The sequence below is a fragment of the Variovorax sp. 05L425 genome (assembly GCF_056397705.1).
Genome location: NZ_JBFTNY010000002.1, coordinates 326,920 through 343,569 on the forward strand (window position 1 = coordinate 326,920; position 16,650 = coordinate 343,569).

General features: G+C 66.5%; 16 protein-coding genes. 10 read left to right on the forward strand and 6 right to left on the reverse strand.

The features are described from left to right. On the forward strand, positions 1 to 2,457 hold the full coding sequence (locus AC1DN9_RS03775) for a spermidine synthase (protein ID WP_478097398.1): 2,457 nt from the start codon (positions 1 to 3) through the stop codon (positions 2,455 to 2,457). Positions 2,458 to 2,602: 145 nt separating this feature from the next. Here the strand turns inward: AC1DN9_RS03775 and AC1DN9_RS03780 are convergent, their stop codons facing one another. Further along, positions 2,603 to 3,139 (reverse strand): OmpA family protein, encoded by a 537-nt coding sequence (locus AC1DN9_RS03780; RefSeq protein ID WP_478097554.1) that lies wholly within the window; start codon positions 3,137 to 3,139, stop codon positions 2,603 to 2,605. 51 nt (positions 3,140 to 3,190) lie between these two features. Here AC1DN9_RS03780 and AC1DN9_RS03785 point away from each other — a divergent pair, with 51 nt between their 5' ends. After that, positions 3,191 to 3,931, forward strand: a complete 741-nt coding sequence (locus tag AC1DN9_RS03785; RefSeq protein ID WP_478097400.1) for a gamma-glutamylcyclotransferase — start codon at positions 3,191 to 3,193, stop codon at positions 3,929 to 3,931. 5 nt (positions 3,932 to 3,936) lie between these two features. After that, positions 3,937 to 4,470 carry a superoxide dismutase family protein gene (locus tag AC1DN9_RS03790; protein ID WP_478097402.1) on the forward strand — a complete coding sequence of 178 codons (534 nt, stop codon included), beginning with the start codon at positions 3,937 to 3,939 and terminating at the stop codon, positions 4,468 to 4,470. Here AC1DN9_RS03790 and AC1DN9_RS03795 read toward each other — a convergent pair. Continuing rightward, positions 4,457 to 5,041, reverse strand: coding sequence for a nucleotidyltransferase family protein (locus AC1DN9_RS03795; protein ID WP_478097404.1), 585 nt, complete (start codon positions 5,039 to 5,041; stop codon positions 4,457 to 4,459). The genes AC1DN9_RS03790 and AC1DN9_RS03795 overlap by 14 nt on opposite strands. Positions 5,042 to 5,064: 23 nt before the next feature. Here AC1DN9_RS03795 and pdxH point away from each other — a divergent pair, with 23 nt between their 5' ends. Next, positions 5,065 to 5,730, forward strand: coding sequence for a pyridoxamine 5'-phosphate oxidase (pdxH, locus tag AC1DN9_RS03800; protein ID WP_478097406.1), 666 nt, complete (start codon positions 5,065 to 5,067; stop codon positions 5,728 to 5,730). A 9-nt stretch (positions 5,731 to 5,739) separates the two neighbouring features. Here pdxH and AC1DN9_RS03805 read toward each other — a convergent pair whose 3' ends face one another. Genes AC1DN9_RS03805 through msrA form a run of 3 tightly spaced genes read right to left on the reverse strand, consistent with a single transcriptional unit; the run spans position 5,740 to position 7,606 of the window. Further along, positions 5,740 to 6,687 (reverse strand): AEC family transporter, encoded by a 948-nt coding sequence (locus AC1DN9_RS03805; protein ID WP_478097408.1) that lies wholly within the window; start codon positions 6,685 to 6,687, stop codon positions 5,740 to 5,742. 48 nt (positions 6,688 to 6,735) lie between these two features. Further along, the gene (locus AC1DN9_RS03810) at positions 6,736 to 7,041 is read right to left on the reverse strand and encodes an acylphosphatase (protein WP_478097410.1); all 306 of its coding nucleotides are present in this window, start codon (positions 7,039 to 7,041) and stop codon (positions 6,736 to 6,738) included. A 13-nt stretch (positions 7,042 to 7,054) separates the two neighbouring features. Then, positions 7,055 to 7,606 (reverse strand): peptide-methionine (S)-S-oxide reductase MsrA, encoded by a 552-nt coding sequence (gene msrA / locus AC1DN9_RS03815; RefSeq protein WP_478097412.1) that lies wholly within the window; start codon positions 7,604 to 7,606, stop codon positions 7,055 to 7,057. A gap of 100 nt (positions 7,607 to 7,706) precedes the next feature. Here msrA and AC1DN9_RS03820 point away from each other — a divergent pair, with 100 nt between their 5' ends. The 6 genes from AC1DN9_RS03820 (at position 7,707) to AC1DN9_RS03845 (ending at position 15,663) form a co-directional block, all read left to right on the forward strand. Beyond that, positions 7,707 to 8,381, forward strand: a complete 675-nt coding sequence (locus AC1DN9_RS03820) for a TetR/AcrR family transcriptional regulator (RefSeq protein WP_478097414.1) — start codon at positions 7,707 to 7,709, stop codon at positions 8,379 to 8,381. Beyond that, on the forward strand, positions 8,378 to 9,568 hold the full coding sequence (locus tag AC1DN9_RS03825) for an efflux RND transporter periplasmic adaptor subunit (RefSeq protein ID WP_478097416.1): 1,191 nt from the start codon (positions 8,378 to 8,380) through the stop codon (positions 9,566 to 9,568). The genes AC1DN9_RS03820 and AC1DN9_RS03825 overlap by 4 nt, the downstream gene beginning before the upstream one ends. Positions 9,569 to 9,581: 13 nt before the next feature. Then, a complete protein-coding gene (locus AC1DN9_RS03830) occupies positions 9,582 to 12,812 on the forward strand; it encodes an efflux RND transporter permease subunit (RefSeq protein WP_478097418.1) in 3,231 nt (1,076 codons plus the stop codon). A gap of 20 nt (positions 12,813 to 12,832) precedes the next feature. Further along, positions 12,833 to 13,519: a protein-L-isoaspartate O-methyltransferase family protein gene (locus AC1DN9_RS03835; protein WP_478097420.1), complete on the forward strand. Its 687-nt coding sequence runs from the start codon at positions 12,833 to 12,835 to the stop codon at positions 13,517 to 13,519. Between the two features lie 13 nt (positions 13,520 to 13,532). Then, the gene (locus tag AC1DN9_RS03840; protein ID WP_478097422.1) at positions 13,533 to 13,868 is read left to right on the forward strand and encodes a rhodanese-like domain-containing protein; all 336 of its coding nucleotides are present in this window, start codon (positions 13,533 to 13,535) and stop codon (positions 13,866 to 13,868) included. A gap of 262 nt (positions 13,869 to 14,130) precedes the next feature. Next, positions 14,131 to 15,663 carry a TolC family outer membrane protein gene (locus AC1DN9_RS03845; RefSeq protein WP_478097424.1) on the forward strand — a complete coding sequence of 511 codons (1,533 nt, stop codon included), beginning with the start codon at positions 14,131 to 14,133 and terminating at the stop codon, positions 15,661 to 15,663. Here AC1DN9_RS03845 and AC1DN9_RS03850 read toward each other — a convergent pair. After that, positions 15,596 to 16,567: a LysR family transcriptional regulator gene (locus AC1DN9_RS03850; RefSeq protein WP_478097426.1), complete on the reverse strand. Its 972-nt coding sequence runs from the start codon at positions 16,565 to 16,567 to the stop codon at positions 15,596 to 15,598. The genes AC1DN9_RS03845 and AC1DN9_RS03850 overlap by 68 nt on opposite strands. Positions 16,568 to 16,650 lie beyond the last annotated feature (83 nt).

Consider the following 16,650-nt stretch of genomic DNA (forward strand, 5'->3'; position numbering starts at 1 on the left):
ATGGCCGGGACACGCGCGTCCGCCCCCGGTCCGGCTGCTGCGCCAGTGATGGCCGTGGCGCTGATCTCGGCTGCCGCGCTGGCCTACGAGATCCTGCTGATGCGGCTCTTCTCCATCGTGCTGTGGCACCACTTCGCCTACATGATCATCAGCCTGGCGCTTCTCGGCTATGGCGCCAGCGGGGCCGTGCTGACCCTGGCACTCCCCAGGGTGCAGCGGCACTTTGCGCTGCTGTTCAGCGCCGCCGCAGGGGCCTTCGGTGCCAGCGCCATCGGGTGCTTCCTGCTGGCCCAGCGCGTGCCTTTCAATCCGCTGGAAATGCTGTGGGATCCGCGCCAGCCGGCCTACCTGCTGGCGGTGTATCTGCTGCTCCTGCTCCCCTTTCTGTGCGCCGGCGCCTGCACGTGCATGGCCCTGGCCTCGTTTCGAGGCATGCAGTCGCGCATCTACAGCTTCGACATCCTCGGTGCGGGGGCGGGAAGCCTGGGCATCGTGGCGCTGTTGCTCGTGCTGTCGCCAGCCGAGGCCTTGAAGCTGATCGGGGCCCTGGGATGGGTCGCCGCCAGCGTGGCCTGGATCGAGTGCCGAAGCCCCAGGCGATGGCCAGCCGCGCTGCTGGCAGCGCTGGCCGGTCTTCCCCTGCTGTTGCCGCCAGCATGGCTGGCGCCGGTCATGTCGCCGTACAAGGAGCTGTCGCAGATCTTGCGCATTCCCGACGCGCGGGTGGTGCTGGAGCGTTCGAGCCCGCTGGGCCTCGTCAGCGTGGTCGAGAGTCCGCGCATTCCGCTGCGCCACGCGCCGGGCCTGAGTCTCAACGCAACGACCGAGCCGCCGCCGCAGTGGGGCGTCTTCACCGACGGCGAAGGTCTCAACGCGCTGACCCGATTCGACGGACGGCGCGACAGCCTCGCGTCTCTCGAGTATCTCGACCAGATCAGTTCGGCACTGCCCTACCACCTGCTGCACCACCCACGCGTGCTGGTGCTGGGCGCAGGCGCGGGGGCCGACGTGCTGCAGGCCCATTTCCACGGCGCAAGCCGGATCGATGCGGTGGAGCTCAACCCGCAGATCGTCGATCTGGTGCAGCACCGCTTCGCGGATGCTTCGGGCGGCCTCTATTCGCGGATCGCGCACGTGCACGTGGCCGAAGCACGCGGCTTCGTCGCCGCCAGCGAGGAACGCTACGACCTCATCCAGCTGGCCCTGCTCGATTCCTTCAGCGCGTCCTCGGCCGGCCTCTACGCGCTGTCGGAGAACTATCTCTACACGGTCGAGGCCTTGCTGGACGATCTGCGGCACCTGAAGCCCGGCGGCCTACTGGCGATCACACGCTGGGTCACGCTGCCGCCGCGTGAAGCACTGAAGCTGTTTGCCACCGCCGTGGCGGCGTTGGAAAAAGCGGGCATCGCCGATCCCGGATCGCGGCTCGCCATGGTGCGAAGCTGGAAGACCAGCACGCTGCTGGTGAAGAACGGCGCCTTCGACCGCGAGGACATCGCGGCGATCAAGTCTTTCTGCGTCGCCCGCTCGTTCGACCTGGGGTTCTATCCCGGCATGCAGCCTGGCGAAGCCAACCGATACAACGTGGTCCAGGGCCCCGACCTGTTCGACGGCGCGACGGCGCTGCTGGGTCCGGGCCGAGACGCGTTCCTTCGGGACTACAAGTTCCACATCGCCCCGGCCACCGACGACAAGCCGCACTTCTTCCACTTCTTCAAGTGGCGCTCTCTGCACGAACTCCTCTCGCTCAAGGAGCAAGGCGGCCTGACGCTGCTGGAATGGGGCTACCCGGTGCTGGTGGCGACGCTTGCTCAAGCCATCTTCGCCAGCCTGCTGCTGATCGGACTGCCTCTGGCCTGGGTCGCACGGGCCGACCTTCGACAGGACCGGCGCGCGCCTTCGGCTGGCTCGCGCGGCCGCATCCTGGCCTACTTCCTGGCGATCGGCTTCGGTTTCATGTTCATCGAAATCGCGTTCATCCAGAAGTTCGTCCTGTTCCTGAGTCACCCGCTCCGTGCCGTCGCAGTGGTGCTGTTCGCCTTTCTGCTGTTCGCCGGCATCGGCAGCCGCGTTGCAGGGCGCCTGCAGCACGGGGCCGGCCTGAAGCGTCCGGAGGCGGCGGTCGTGGGCGCGATCGCGGTGTCGGCGGCGCTTTGCCTGCTGCTGCTTCCGTGGCTCTTCCGGCACGCGATGGGGTTGCCGGACCTGGTCAAGATTCTGCTTTCGGCGGGCCTCATCGCCCCGCTGGCTTTCTTCATGGGCATGCCCTTCCCGCTGGGATTGGCGAGGATGGAGGCCGTCCATGCGCGGCTCATTCCCTGGGCCTGGGGCATCAACGGCTGCGCGTCAGTCACCGGGGCGGTGCTGGCCACGCTGCTCGCGATTCACGTGGGATTCACTGCCGTGGTCGGAGCAGCGCTACTTCTGTACGGCCTTGCGGCCGCGGCGCGTCCTTGAGATGCGATCCCCACGGCGACGCGTGAAACTGGCGCACCCCAAGTCCAGGAATACCGCGGAACCGGCTTTGCCGGGCCGCTGGTATTGCCCCCGGCAGGGGGTGGGCGGCTACACGAAGTGAGCCAACCTGGGGGCGAGTTTCATCTCAGTCCTTCAGCCTGACCTCGACCCGGCGCGCTTCGGCGTTGTTGCCCGTACTCGCCGTGACAGGAGGCCGCTGCAATTCGATCTTGTCCGCCGGCACGCCAAGTCCGGTGAGCACGTCGCGGACGGTCTCGGCGCGCCTCTTGGCAAGTTCTTCGTTCAGCGCGGCGTCCCCGGTGGTGTCATGGAAGCCCGACACGACGCATTTGTGGCCGCTTTCGACGCCCTTGATCACGATCGCCAGCGCCTCGGCGGCACCAGGCGCGATATCGGCGCTCGCGGTGGCGAAGTAGAAGTTCACGACACCGCCCGCGACGCGAATGCTCGCGCCGTCAGGGATCACGACGGTCACCGTCTCCGTCACGACGGCCACCGTCGTCGCCGGCGCCGGCGCAGTTGCGGCCACCGGTTGGGCCGGCACGCCAGTCATGTGGTTCCTCTGAAAGAGCACGATACCGATCACAAAGAGGATCACCAACGCGATCAAGCCCAGTACAAAGGCGAGGATGAAATTCTGCTGGCTCTCGTCTTCGTTGATGGCAGACATGGGCGGGTCTCCGTAATTGAGGGGTCGGTAAATAATGGTGCGGTGAACCATGACCGCGAAATTGTAGGCGTCGGCTCCCCGAACCCGGGAGGCGATCCCGGGCCGCCCGGACTGGACCCTTTGCCGAAGCCGCTGCGCGACCCGAAGCCGATGCTCGATCGCGTGATCGACGAATGGGGCGGCCACCAGGATCTGTGGCTGTTCGGCTACGGCTCGTTGATCTGGCGGCCGGAGTTCGGCTTCGTCGAAAGACTCCCCGCTCGGGTGCACGGCTGGCACCGTGCGCTCAAGATGTGGAGCCGCGTCAATCGCGGCACGGTCGAGAACCCTGGCCTGGTGTTCGGGCTCCTGTCGGGCGGAAGTTGCCGGGGCATGGTCTTTCGGGTGCCGGCGGCCGACGGGCTCGAAACCTTGGGCCGGCTCTGGCTGCGCGAGATGCCGACCGGCGTCTACGACCCGCGATGGCTCGAATGCGTGACGCCCCATTCGACGGTGCGCGCACTGGCCTTCACGCTGTCGCGGCTCAGTCCCAATTTCACCGGCGAACTGAGCGACGAGCGTTACCGCCACATCTTCGAGACCGCGGTTGGCCGCTACGGCAGTTCGCTGGACTACGCACACCAGACGTTGCTGGAACTGAAGCACCACGGCATCCACGACGCGGCGCTGGCGCGCCTGGTCAAGCTGGCGGAATCCCGCCTGTCGGCGCAGGCTGATAGCCGCGAGTTGGCGTCTCCGGTATACCCTTCGGAGCCTTCAACGCAATCAAGATTCAAGGAGTAACACACATGTCGCGTTTCATCGCTATCGCTGCAGCTTTTCTCTCGGCCAGCCTGCTCGCCGCCTGCGGCACCATGGCTTCGGGAGCGGGTGCCACGGCCAACCTCGCGCCGACCGGAGCGATCTCGCCGAATCCGACGATGGGCAAGGTGACCTTCACGGCGCTCGACCATGGCGTGCGCGTCGCGGGTGAAGTGCGCGGCCTTCCGCCCGGCACGGAGCATGGCTTCCACATCCACGAAAAGGGCGATTGCGGTGACAACGGCAACGCTTCGGGCGGTCACTTCAATCCGTCCGGCGGCACGCACGGCAAGTTCGCCGCCCCGGGCAGTCATTCAGGCGAGTTGCCCAGCCTGGTCGCCGACGCGAGCGGCGTGGCGCGATTCAGCGTCGACGTGCACGCGATTTCGCTGACCGACGGCGCGGCCAACAACGTGGTCGGACGAGCGCTCGTGGTTCACCGCGACCGCGACGATTTCACGACGCAACCGGCGGGCAATTCCGGCCCGCGCATCGCTTGCGCAGTGATCACGCGCGGCTGAGTCGTTCCAGCAGCAGCGCTTCGGCGCGCGCCAATTCTTCGGGGGTGTCGACGTCGGTGACGATGCCGATGTCGTCGACTTCGATGTCCGCGACCTGCTGCGCTTCCCGCAGCGCCCGAAGTACCGGCGACGCACCCAGGTTGCCGGACAGCGCTGCAAGTTGCGGACCGCACGCAGCCGCAAAGCCGACCGGGTGTCCTCGCCCGCCGCGGTAGTGCGGCTGGGCCGCCCGCACCGGATCGACCAGGGCCCGCGCCACCGCCTGCAAGGTGGCCGGCTGCACCAAGGGCAGGTCGGCCGGGAGAATCAGCCACCCGCCCGCATCGGCCGTGGCCCGGACGGCGGCGGCGATCGAATCGCCCATGCCGGGATGCCCCACGTCCTCGATGTGCCACGGCAGGCCGCTCGCGCGCACGGCGGCCAGCGTATGTGCAAGCACCGTCGCTTCGCCCAGCGGCGCGTGCAGCTTGTGCCCGACGCCGCCGGCGGCCAGAAAGCGCTCGCCTCGCCCCGAGGCCAGCACGATGACGATGGGCGGACGTGACACGGGTGTGTCGTTCACTTCGTTCATGATCCGCAGTATCTCCGCTTCGCATGCGCAACAATGGCGCCATGAGTTCTCCCACCGAATCGCTGGCCGCGCTGCGCAAGAGCTACGAGCGCGCCGAACTTGACGAAAACGGCAGCGCCGCCGACCCGCTGCAGCAATTCGAGCGCTGGCTTGCCGAGGCCATCGACGCCAAGCTCCCCGAACCGAACGCGATGACGCTGGCCACCGTCGGCGGCGACCTGCGCCCTTCCACGCGCATCGTGCTGATCAAGGGCTACGACGCGCGCGGCATCGTCTGGTACACCAACTACAACAGCCGCAAAGGGCAGGACCTCGCCGGCAACCCCTATGCCGCGCTGCAATTCCACTGGGTCGAGCTTGAGCGCGTGGTGCGCATCGAAGGCCGTGTCGAAAGAGTCGGCGACGCCGAAAGCGACGCCTACTTTGCGAGCCGCCCGCTCGATTCGCGCATCGGCGCGTGGGCCAGTCCGCAAAGCGAAGTCATCAGCGGCCGCGATGTGCTGGTGAAGAACGCCGCCGTGCAGGCCGCGCGGCACCTGCTCTCACCCCCAAGGCCGCCGCACTGGGGCGGCTTCCGGCTCATGCCCGATCGCTGGGAATTCTGGCAAGGCCGCAAGAGCCGCCTGCACGATCGCCTGCGCTATCGCATCGAAAGCGGCGCCTGGGTGCGCGAGCGCCTCGCGCCTTGACGCGCCGCGCTACAGACGATTCGCGAGCGCCATGACGACGGTCAGCGTGACGAGCGCCAAGCCCGTCGACACCACGACGCTGGCTGTCACGAGTTCTTCGGCAGTCCGGTAGCGCTGCGAGAACAGGAAGACGTTGGCGCCCATCGGCAACGCCGCGGCCACGACCATCACCGTGAGCGGCAGCCCACGCAGGCCCAGTGCAAGACCGAGTCCGGCCACCAGCAGCGGGTGCGCCACATTCTTGACCAGTGCCTGCACCAGCGCGTCGCGCCAGTGTTCACCAACGGGCGTCAACGCCAGCGTGATGCCGACCATGACAAGCGCCACCGGGCTGAAGGCGCCGCCGAGCAAGGCGATCGGCGTGTCGATGGCTTCGGGCATTTGCAGGCCTGATCGCGCGAACAGAAGACCGGCAATGATGGGCAACGGCACCGGATGGATGATCGCGTGATAGAGCGCGCCGCCGACGACCTTCACCATCGGACGCCGCGCTTCCCCGCTGGTCGCAGCATGCTCGTGCGCCACGGCCATTTCGAGCACCACGGTCGCGCTCGTCAGGAGCACCAGCGAGTGCAGTGAGATCAGCGTCAGCAGCACGACCATGCCCTCGGACCCATATGCCAGGCCAATCAGCGCGATGCCGATCATCACGGTGTTGCTGTAGGTGTTGGCGAGCGCGAGCACGGCCGCCGTCCGGTTGAAGCCGCGCCACACCATCGTCGCCGCGAAGATCAAACCCGCCGCGACGAAGTACACGGCGACCGGCCGCAGACTGAGTTGCTCCACATGCACGGTGCTCATCGACCGGAAAAGCAGCGCCGGCGCGAGCAGCAGGAAGATCAGGTTCGACAGGTCCCGCACCGCGCCGCCGCCGACCCACCCCCGCCGGCCCGCGAAGAACCCGACGGCTATGAGCAACACGACGGGCAGCAGGGAGGAAAGGACGGAGGCATTCACGGCGGCGAGGATACATGCCGTCGATCGGCGCACCCCACCCGGGACGGCTCACGCGGTCGGATGGCGCTCGAATGTGTCAAGCCGATCGAAGGGCCGTGGCACGTCCTTCACTTCGATCGCGTCGACCTTCGCGCCCGGAACGCCGGTACGCAACCAGTCGCACATGTGCGCGAGTTGATTCGGCGACCCTTGCAGCAGCACCTCGACCGAACCATCCGACCGGTTGCGCACCCACCCCGTGACGCCGAGCGCACGTGCATGATGCACACAGGTCTCGCGATAACCGACGCCCTGCACGCGGCCGTGGAGCCGCACCAACCGGCTTTCCAATCCGCTCATGTCGCCGGAACTCATGGCCGGCCCCGGATCACGCCTTGAGATGCGCCGCGAAGGTCTTCTGGAATTTCTCGACCTTCGGCCCGACCACGAAAGCGCAATAGCCCTGGTTGGGGTTGTTCAGGAAATAGTCCTGGTGATAGGCCTCGGCGGTCGAGTAGTTGTCCAGCGGCTTCACCTCGGTCACGATGGGCGAGCGATAGGTCTTGCTCTCGGTGATCTCGCGGATCACATCCTCTGCCACCTGCTTCTGCGCATCGCTCGTGTAGTAGATGCCGCTGCGGTATTGGGTGCCGACGTCGTTGCCCTGCCGGTTGAGCGTGGTCGGGTCGTGCACGACGAAGAAGATCTCCAGGATCTCCCGCAGCGAGATCTGCGCCGGGTCGAACGCCACCTTGACCACCTCGGCATGCCCGGTGCGGCCGGTGCAGACCTGCTCGTAGCTCGGATGCATGACCTGGCCGTTGCTGTAGCCGGATTCGACATCGACCACGCCCCGCACGCGATCGAACACCGCTTCGGTGCACCAGAAGCAGCCGCCGCCCAGGACGATGGTTTCGGTTTGCGGTGACGAGTCGGTCATGGGAACTCCGGCGGGTGAAATTGCCAAACCAGACATTCTGACGGCTTGACGCAAATCGGGCGGCTCACTACATTACTAACCCGCCAGTCAGTAATCCCTCATGCCCGCCCCCCGATTCCTCAGCGACAAGATCTGCCCGGTGCGCGCCAAGCGCGAGCGTCGCAAGGAAGCCCGTCCCGGCGAGTTGCTCGAAGCTGCGCTGGACCTCTTCGTCGAAAAAGGCTTCGCAGCCACGCGATCCGAAGAGGTGGCGGCCCGGGCCGGCGTCTCCAAGGGCACGCTCTTCCTTTACTTTCCAAGCAAGGAAGAGCTGTTCAAGGCCGTGGTCGTCGAGAACCTCTCCGGCCGCTTCACCGAATGGAACCGTGAGTTCGACGCCTTCGAAGGCTCCACGACCGACATGTTGCGTTATTGCATGCGCATCTGGTGGGAGCGCATCGGCTCGACCAAGGTCTCGGGTCTCGCCAAGCTCATGCTCAGCGAGGGCCGCAACTTCCCCGAACTGGCCGAGTTCTATCGCCGCGAAGTGGTTCGCCCCGGGCACGCGCTGTTGCGGCGCATCGTGCGACGCGGCGTCGACAGCGGTGAGTTCGCGCCGGTCGACGTGGACCTTGCCATCTATGCCGTCATCGCTCCGATGATGTTCCTGATGCTGTGGAAGCACTCGGCTGCCATTTGCGTCGACGGAGAATCTGAAATCGACCCCCAGAAGTACCTGGCCCTCCAGGCCGAGATCGTCCTCAACGGCCTTCGTGCGCCCAAGGCCGACGTATGAAGCGTTCCGTCAAGTGGGTCGTCGCGGCCCTGATCCTCATTCTTGTGCTCGGCGGCATCGTCCGGGCCATCGGTGCGCGCAAGGCGCATCAGGCCGCAGTCGCGGCGAGCGCGAAGCCGGCCGAGACCGTCGTGGAGCTTTCGTCGGCCGATGTGGTGCGGGCCACCCGACGCGAACTGGCCGAAGCGCTGGCCGTCTCTGGCACGCTCAAGGCGGTCGACTGGGCGGCCGTCAAGGCGCGCGTGGCCGGCGAATTGATTGGCCTCACGGTGCGCGAAGGCGATACCGTCAAGGCGGGTCAGGTCATCGCACGCATCGATCCGATCGAATACCGTTCGCGCATGCGTCAGGTCCAGGAGCAGGCCGATTCGGCCCGCGCACAGGCCGAAGTGGCCCAGCGCACCTATGACAACAACAAGGCGCTTGTCGACCAGGGCTTCATCTCCAAGACAGCGCTGGATACCTCGCAGTCGAATCTCAATTCCGCGCTCTCCACGCACCGCGCGGCACTCGCCGCAGTGGATGTGGCGCGCAAGTCGCTCGATGACACCGTACTCAAGAGCCCCATCACCGGGCAGGTGGCGCAGCGGCTGGCGCAGTCCGGCGAGCGCGTCGCCATCGATACGAAGGTGATCGAGGTCGTCGACCTGAGCCGCATCGAAGTCGAAGCCACGCTGGCGGCCGCCGATTCGGTGGCCGTGCGCGTGGGCCAGCGTGCGACGCTCCAGATCGAAGGCGGCAGCGCCAGCGACCCGAAGAGCGGCGAGCGCAACGTCGGCGCGACCGTGGTGCGCGTGAATCCCAGCGCGCAGGCAGGCAGCCGCAGCGTGCTCGTCTACCTGCAACTGGACCGCAGCACCGGCTTCCGTCAGGGGCTGTTCGCGCAAGGCACGATCGACGTGGGCCGCACGGAGACGCTCGCCCTGCCCTTGTCCGCCGTGCGCACCGACAAACCCGCTCCCTACGTGCAGTTGGTCATCGACGGCCGCATCGCGCATCGACCGATCGAGACCGGCCTGCGTGGCCAGGCGGACGGCCAGACGATGGTCGCCGTGCGCGGCATCGACGATGGCGCGACAGTGATCGCGGGCAGCGTCGGCCCGCTTCGCGAAGGCACCGCGGTGCGTCTCATGCCGATCGCCTCGACTGGTCCGGTTGCGAGCGCCGCCGCGCGCTCCACCCCCTGAGCGGCGCACGCCCATGTGGTTCACCCGTGTCAGCCTGAAGAATCCCGTCTTCGCGACGATGCTGATGCTCGCGCTGGTCGTGCTCGGCGCCTTTTCATACCAACGCCTGCAGGTCGACCAGTTTCCGAACATCGACTTCCCGGTCGTGGTCGTGATCACCGAATACCCCGGCGCCTCGCCCGAGATCGTCGAGAGCGAAGTCACCAAGAAGGTCGAGGAAGGCGTCAACTCGATCGCCGGCATCAACGCCCTCACCTCGCGCAGCTATGAAGGCCAGTCGGTCGTCATCATCGAATTCCAGCTCTACGTCGACGGGCGCAAGGCGGCCGACGACGTGCGGGAGAAGGTCGCGTCCGTGCGGCCGTTGTTCCGCGACGAAGTGAAAGACCCGCGCGTGCAGCGCTTCGACCCGGCCTCGCGTGCAGTCTGGTCGGTGGCGGTGCTGCCGGACACCAACAAGGACACGCAGCCCAGTGCCGTTGAGTTGACGAACTGGGCGGATCAGGTCCTGAAGAAGCGCCTCGAAAACGTCCGAGGCGTCGGCTCCGTCACGCTGGTCGGCGGCACCCGGCGCGAAATCAACATCTACCTGAATCCGCAGGCGATGGAAGCCTTCGGCGTCAGCGCCACCCAGGTGGTCGATGCGGTACGCAACGAGAACCAGGCGCTGCCGGTCGGCTCCGTGCGATCGCTCGAGCAGGACCGCGTCGTGCAGGTCGATGCCCGCATGGAGCGCCCCGAGGACTTCGGCAAGATCATCATCATGCGCAAGGGCGGCGCGCCGATCCGCGTCGAACAGGTCGCGACCGTGAACGACGGCGCGGAGGAAATCGACAGCCTCGCCCTCTACAACGGCCAGCGCACGCTGCTGCTGTCGGTCCAGAAGGCCCAGGACGAAAACACCATCCAGGTGGTCGACGGCCTCACCAAGGCGATCGCCGAGATCCAGCCTCAACTGCCGCCGGGCGTGCGGCTCGAACCCATTGCCGATGCTTCGCGGCCGATCCGCGTCGCGGTCGAGAACGTGCGCCATACGCTGATCGAAGGCGCGCTGCTCACGGTGCTGATCGTCTTCCTGTTCCTGAACTCGTGGCGCTCGACGGTCATCACCGGCCTGACATTGCCGATCGCGCTGATCGGCACCTTCTGGTTCATGGCGATGTTCGGCTTCACGATCAACATGGTCACGCTGATGGCGCTGTCGCTCTGCGTGGGCCTGCTGATCGACGACGCGATCGTGGTGCGCGAGAACATCGTGCGCCACGTCCAGATGGGCAAGGCGCCCTACACGGCTTCGCTCGACGGCACGCAGGAAATCGGACTCGCCGTGCTCGCGACCACGCTGTCGATCGTCGCGGTGTTCCTGCCGATCGGCTTCATGGAAGGGATCATCGGCAAGTTCTTCCACGAATTCGGCATCACCATCGTCGCGGCCGTGATGATCTCGATGTTCGTGAGCTTCACGCTCGACCCGATGATGTCGAGCATCTGGCACGACCCTGCCATAGACCGGCACGGCAAGCGCGAAGCGCCCGTCACCCTCTACGACAAGACCATCGGCCGCGTGACCGGATGGTTCGATGCCGCGACGGAACGCCTGGCCGAGGGCTACCAGGGCATCCTGCGCTGGGCGCTGGTGCACAAGGTTGCGACGCTGCTCGCGGCAGTGGGCATCTTCATCGGCAGCGTCTTCATGGTGCCGCTGCTCGGGACCGAATTCGTACCCAAGGCCGACTTCTCCGAGACCGCCATCAACTTCTACACGCCGGTCGGCTCCTCGCTCGAAGTGACCGAGGCGAAGGCGCGGCAGGTCGAGGCCGTGCTGCGCGAGATGCCCGAGGTGCGCTACACGCTCACCACCATCAACACTGGCGACGCACAGGGCAAGATGTACGCGAGCATCTACGTGCGGCTGGTGGACCGCAAGGCGCGCAGCCGCAGCGTCGACCAGATGTCGACAGTGCTTCGCGAACGGCTGCGTTCGGTGCCCGGCATCACGGTCACGCACGTGGGCCTGCGCGATTCCGTGGGCGGCAACAAGCCCATCGAGTTCTCGCTGCAGGGCACCGACTTCAAGGAACTCGAACGGCTCACGCAGCGTGTGATGGATGCGATCCGTCCCATTCCCGGGCTGGTCGATCTCGATTCGAGCCAGAAGCCCAACAAGCCCACGGTGAGCGTCGTGGTGCGGCGCGATGCGGCATCGGACCTCGGCCTGGGCGTGGCGCCGATCGCGGCTTCGCTGCGCACGCTGGTGGCCGGCACCACGGTCGGCAACTGGCGCGCGCCGGACGACCAGACCTACGACGTCAACGTGCGGCTCGCGCCCGAGGTGCGCAACTCGCCGGCCGACCTCGCGCGCCTGCCCTTCATCAGCACGGCCGTGGGCGCCAACGCCGACGGGTCGAGCCGCATCGTGCGGCTTCAGCAGGTGGCGGAAGTGCGCGAATCCACCGGGCCGAACCAGATCAATCGCCGCGCTCTGGCGCGCGAAGTCGCCATCAACGCCAACGTCGACGGCCGATCGGCGGGCGAGGTGTCGGCCGACATTCGCAAGGCGCTCGCGGAAATCCCCTTCCCGCCCGGCTATGGCTGGCAGTTCAGCGGCTCGACCAAGAACATGCAGGAATCGTTCGGCTACGCCGTGTCGGCGCTTGCGCTGGCGATCATCTTCATCTACATGATCCTGGCCAGCCAGTTCAAGAGCTTCCTGCAACCGCTGGCGCTCATGACGGCGCTGCCGCTGACGCTGATCGGCGTGGTGCTGGCGCTGCTCATCTTCGGCTCGACGTTGTCGATGTTCTCGATCATCGGCATCGTGATGCTGATGGGGCTGGTGACGAAGAACGCCATCCTGCTGGTGGACTTCGCGATCCGGGCGCGGGAGCCTGGCGTCGGCGACGACGGCATGCCGGTGCCGGGACTGCCGCGCTCGGAAGCGCTGCTGCTCGCCGCCCGTGTGCGGCTGCGCCCCATCCTCATGACAACACTGGCGATGATCTTCGGCATGGTGCCGCTGGCCTTCGCGATCAGCGAAGGCTCCGAGCAGCGCGCGCCGATGGGGCAAGCCGTGATCGGCGGCGTGATCACCTCGTCGCTGCTGACGCTGGTCGTGGTGCCGGTCGTCTATTGCTACATGGACGACCTCGCGAACTGGGCGCGCCGCCGCTGGAGCGGTGCTCCGAAGGCGGCACCCGCCGGGGAGCCCCAGGAGCCCGCGCCTAAAATTGAAAGTTTGTCCTGAGCCCGACCTAGGAAAAGCACATGAACCCCACCCTTTCTCTGGAGCGCCTTCGCTTCAACATGATCGAACAGCAGATCCGCCCCTGGGATGTGCTCGATCTCGAAATCCTCGACCTGCTCGCCAACGTCCGGCGCGAAGACTACGTGCCCAAGGCCCACCGCGCGCTGGCTTTCTTCGACATGGAAATCCCGCTCGAAGACGTCGGCACGCCCAAGGAACCCGGCCAATGCATGCTCTCGCCCAAGGTCGAAGCGCGCATGCTGCAGGACCTGCACATCCAGAAGCACGAGACCGTGCTCGAAATTGGCACCGGCTCCGGCTTCATGGCCGCGCTGCTGGCTCACCGTGCCGCCCAGGTGCTGACGCTCGAAATCGACCCCAAGCTGGCCGCTACCGCCGCCGAGACGCTGCGCCGCAACGGCGTGATGAACGTCGAAGTGCGTAACGCCGACGGCTCCAAGCCGCTACCGAGCGGCCCGACCTTCGACGTGATCTTGCTGAGCGGCTCGGTCGCGCGCATTCCGCAAGGCCTGCTGGGCTCCCTGAAGATGGGCGGCCGGCTCGCTGCAATCGTCGGCGACGAGCCCATGATGCGCGCCCACTTCGTCACCCGCGTCAGCGAAGGCAAGTGGGACACCATCCAGCCGTGGGACATGGTTGCGCCTCGCCTTCTCAATTTCCCGGCGCCCTCGCGCTTCAATTTCTGATCCCGGCCTTTTCATGATCGATCAAATCCGAGCGGCCGACCTTGCCGACTGGTTCGCCCAGAACCCGAATGCGATGCCGGTGGTTCTCGACGTGCGCGAGCCGTGGGAACTCCAGACCGCCAGCGTCGTGCCCAAGGGCTTCACGCTGGCGACGATTCCGATGAACGAGATCCCCGCGCGCGTCGGCGAGTTGAACGCCGGCCAGCGCATCGCCTGCCTGTGCCACCACGGCGCGCGCAGCCAGCGGGTGGCGGCCTTTCTGGTTCAGAACGGTTTTGCCGAAGTGGCGAACATCGCCGGCGGCATCGACGCCTGGTCGCAGCACGATCCCTCCGTTCCAAAGTACTGATGGCTCCCCCCCAGGTTGGCTCACTTCGTGTAGCCGCCCACCCCCTACCGGGGGCAACACCGGCGGCCCGGCTAAGCCGGTTCCGCGGTGTTCATGTTGCTCGCCCCCAGGTTGGCTCACTTCGTGTAGCCGCCCACCCCCTGCCGGGGGCAACACTAGCGGCCCGGCAAAGCCGGTTCCGCGGTGTTCCTGGGCTTTGGCTGCTGGGCTGTGGTGCGGTCGATGCCTAGCAACTTAGCTTTTGATTTTTCAAGGACGTTTCATGCCCGTTCCCAGGCTTCTTCCTCTTTCGGCAGCGCTCGCGATGTTGTTCGCAGCGGCGATTGCACTGCCGGCTCATGGCCAGAGCCTGATCGAACTTTATGATTCCGCACGCGGCTACGACGCGACCTACCAGGGCGCGCGGGCGCAGTATGACGCGAGCCTGGCACGGGCCGCGCAGGCCAAGGCAGGCATCCTGCCGGCAGTCGGGCTTTCAGCCAGTGCCTCGGCCACCCACCAGGAACTGTCGACCGACAACCTGTCCACCACCCGCGGCTTTCCGAACCAGTCCGCCGGCATCAACGCGACGCAGCCGCTGTACCGTCCCGCCAACTGGGCCGCTTACGAGCAGAGCAAGCGGCAGGTCGACATCGCGCAGGCGACGCTCACCATCGCGGAGCAGGATCTGGTCGTGCGCGTGAGCCAGGCCTACTTCGACGTACTCTCGGCGCAGGACAGCCTGGCGCTGGTCCGCGCGCAGAAGATCGCGGTGGCCGAACAGTTCGCTTCGGCCAAGCGCAACTTCGAGGTCGGCACGTCCACCATCACTGACTCGCGCGAGGCACAGGCCCGCTACGACCTTGTGGTCGCACAGGAGATCACGGCCGAGAACGACCTGCAGGTCAGGAGGATCGCGCTCGACCAATTAGTCGGCCGCCCGGGCACCAACCCGACGCCACTGGCCGCGCCGGTGGTGCTGCCACCGCTGCTTCCCGCCGACATGAACGTCTGGGTGACGCAGGCCGAGGCCGTACATCCCGCCATCCAGCAGGCGCAGCTCGGCCTCGACGTGGCCAAGCTCGAAGTGGACAAGGCCCAGGCCGGCCACAAGCCGACGCTCGATGCGCAGCTCGGCTACAACGCCACGAACAACCCGCAAGGCACCAGCACCAGCACCAGCACCGGCCGTGTGAACGTGCGGGCCGCGAGCATCGGCGTGGTGTTCAACCTGCCGCTCTTCGCGGGCTTCGCGACCGAGAACCGCATCAAGGAAACGCTGGCGCTCGAGGAGCAGCAGCGCCAGTTCCTCGAATCGACGCGCCGCAGCGTCTCGCAGGCCACGCGTTCGGCCTTCCTGGGGCTCGTCTCGGGCGCCGGGCAGGTCAAGGCGCTCGAAGCGGCCGAGTCGTCCAGCCAGAGCGCGCTCGACGCCAACCGCCTGGGCTACCAGGTGGGCGTTCGCATCAACATCGATGTGCTGAACTCGCAGAGCCAGCTCTTCCAGACCAAGCGCGACCTCGCCGTCGCGCGCTACAACGTGCTGGTGGGTAACCTCAGGCTGCGGCAGGCCAACGGCACACTGACGTCGGACGACCTGGTGGCCGTCAACAACACGCTCGCGACCAACGGCCGCGCGACGGTCGACAGCGCCGCCTCGCCCGACCAGCCTTCCGCGGCAACAGTGAGCCCGGTGCCCGTCGAACCCACGCCGAGCTTGACCGCACCGCCCACCTTGTCGCCGCCGGTCAATTCGCAGCCGCCGACGATGCCCGTGCCGCCACCGCCGCCGGTGATCGCACCGCCGACGCGCTAGCCTTCGGATCCATCATGTCGTGCACGAGGCTCGAGAAGGCCATCGCCGCGGGCGACATGGTGCGGTTGGCGAGCATCACGATGCTGTAGTGCGTCTGCATGCGGGTCATGCGCTTGACCGGCAGGCGCAGCAGCGACTCGGTGCCGTGGTTCAGGCCGACCGCATCGGGCGCGAGGATCACCGCATTTGCGGTCAGCGCCAGATGGCGCAAAGTGCCCAGGTCGTCGCAGACGATGTTGAACACAGGCCGATCCGACCGTTTGACCTGTTTGTCGAAATGCGCGAGCACCGCGCTCGGCAGATTGGGGCTGGCGACCGGATAGTCCATGGCCTGGTCCAGCGTCACCTCCCCCGATTGCAGCAGCGGATGCTCCGGCCGAACGAAGAATGACACGGCCACATTGGGCAGCGGCTTGAACTGCAGCCCCGGTTGCTTCTTCAGGTCCCGCGTGTCGGCCACGAAAAGATCGAGCTGACGCCGGTGCAGCCGCTCGCACAGCGAATTGGGATCCGCCACCTCGATGCGAACCGACAGCTGCGGATAGCGCTGGGCCACCAACGACAAAGCGGGCCGCCCCAGCATGCCCGCGGCGAAAGGCCCGAGCCCCACTTGCAGGCTGCCGGTGGAAAGCCCCTGCAGCAACAGCACATCGCGCTGAACCTGAGCGGCGTCGGCCACCAGCTCGCGTGCGCGGGCCAACACAAGTTCACCGGCGGCAGTGAAACGAACCTGCCCGTAGGCCCGATCGACCAGGCGCGCCTGCAAGACGTCCTCGAGGGTTTCGATGCTGCGCGACAACGCGGGCTGCGACAGATGCACCGCTTCGGCAGCTCGCCCGAAGCTGCCTTGCTCGGCCAAGGCGATCAGGTGGCGAAGCTGACGGAGTTGAATTTTGCACTCCATTTAAAAATGTTCGCCCTATTTTGCATTGGCTATTAGTTTTAGTCGTCCCCAGAATGACTGCATCCCAATGACGCAGGAGACAG

Excerpts from the sequence above, each read along its gene's own strand:
- AC1DN9_RS03795 (WP_478097404.1), bottom strand. The coding sequence starts at position 5,041 with ATGAACGAAGTGAACGACACACCCGTGTCACGTCCGCCCATCGTCATC.
- AC1DN9_RS03845 (WP_478097424.1), top strand. The coding sequence starts at position 14,131 with ATGCCCGTTCCCAGGCTTCTTCCTCTTTCGGCAGCGCTCGCGATGTTG.
- AC1DN9_RS03840 (WP_478097422.1), top strand. The coding sequence starts at position 13,533 with ATGATCGATCAAATCCGAGCGGCCGACCTTGCCGACTGGTTCGCCCAG.
- AC1DN9_RS03775 (WP_478097398.1), top strand. The coding sequence starts at position 1 with ATGGCCGGGACACGCGCGTCCGCCCCCGGTCCGGCTGCTGCGCCAGTG.
- AC1DN9_RS03790 (WP_478097402.1), top strand. The coding sequence starts at position 3,937 with ATGTCGCGTTTCATCGCTATCGCTGCAGCTTTTCTCTCGGCCAGCCTG.
- AC1DN9_RS03830 (WP_478097418.1), top strand. The coding sequence starts at position 9,582 with ATGTGGTTCACCCGTGTCAGCCTGAAGAATCCCGTCTTCGCGACGATG.
- AC1DN9_RS03810 (WP_478097410.1), bottom strand. The coding sequence starts at position 7,041 with ATGAGTTCCGGCGACATGAGCGGATTGGAAAGCCGGTTGGTGCGGCTC.
- AC1DN9_RS03825 (WP_478097416.1), top strand. The coding sequence starts at position 8,378 with ATGAAGCGTTCCGTCAAGTGGGTCGTCGCGGCCCTGATCCTCATTCTT.
- AC1DN9_RS03835 (WP_478097420.1), top strand. The coding sequence starts at position 12,833 with ATGAACCCCACCCTTTCTCTGGAGCGCCTTCGCTTCAACATGATCGAA.
- AC1DN9_RS03820 (WP_478097414.1), top strand. The coding sequence starts at position 7,707 with ATGCCCGCCCCCCGATTCCTCAGCGACAAGATCTGCCCGGTGCGCGCC.
- AC1DN9_RS03850 (WP_478097426.1), bottom strand. The coding sequence starts at position 16,567 with ATGGAGTGCAAAATTCAACTCCGTCAGCTTCGCCACCTGATCGCCTTG.
- msrA (WP_478097412.1), bottom strand. The coding sequence starts at position 7,606 with ATGACCGACTCGTCACCGCAAACCGAAACCATCGTCCTGGGCGGCGGC.
- pdxH (WP_478097406.1), top strand. The coding sequence starts at position 5,065 with ATGCGCAACAATGGCGCCATGAGTTCTCCCACCGAATCGCTGGCCGCG.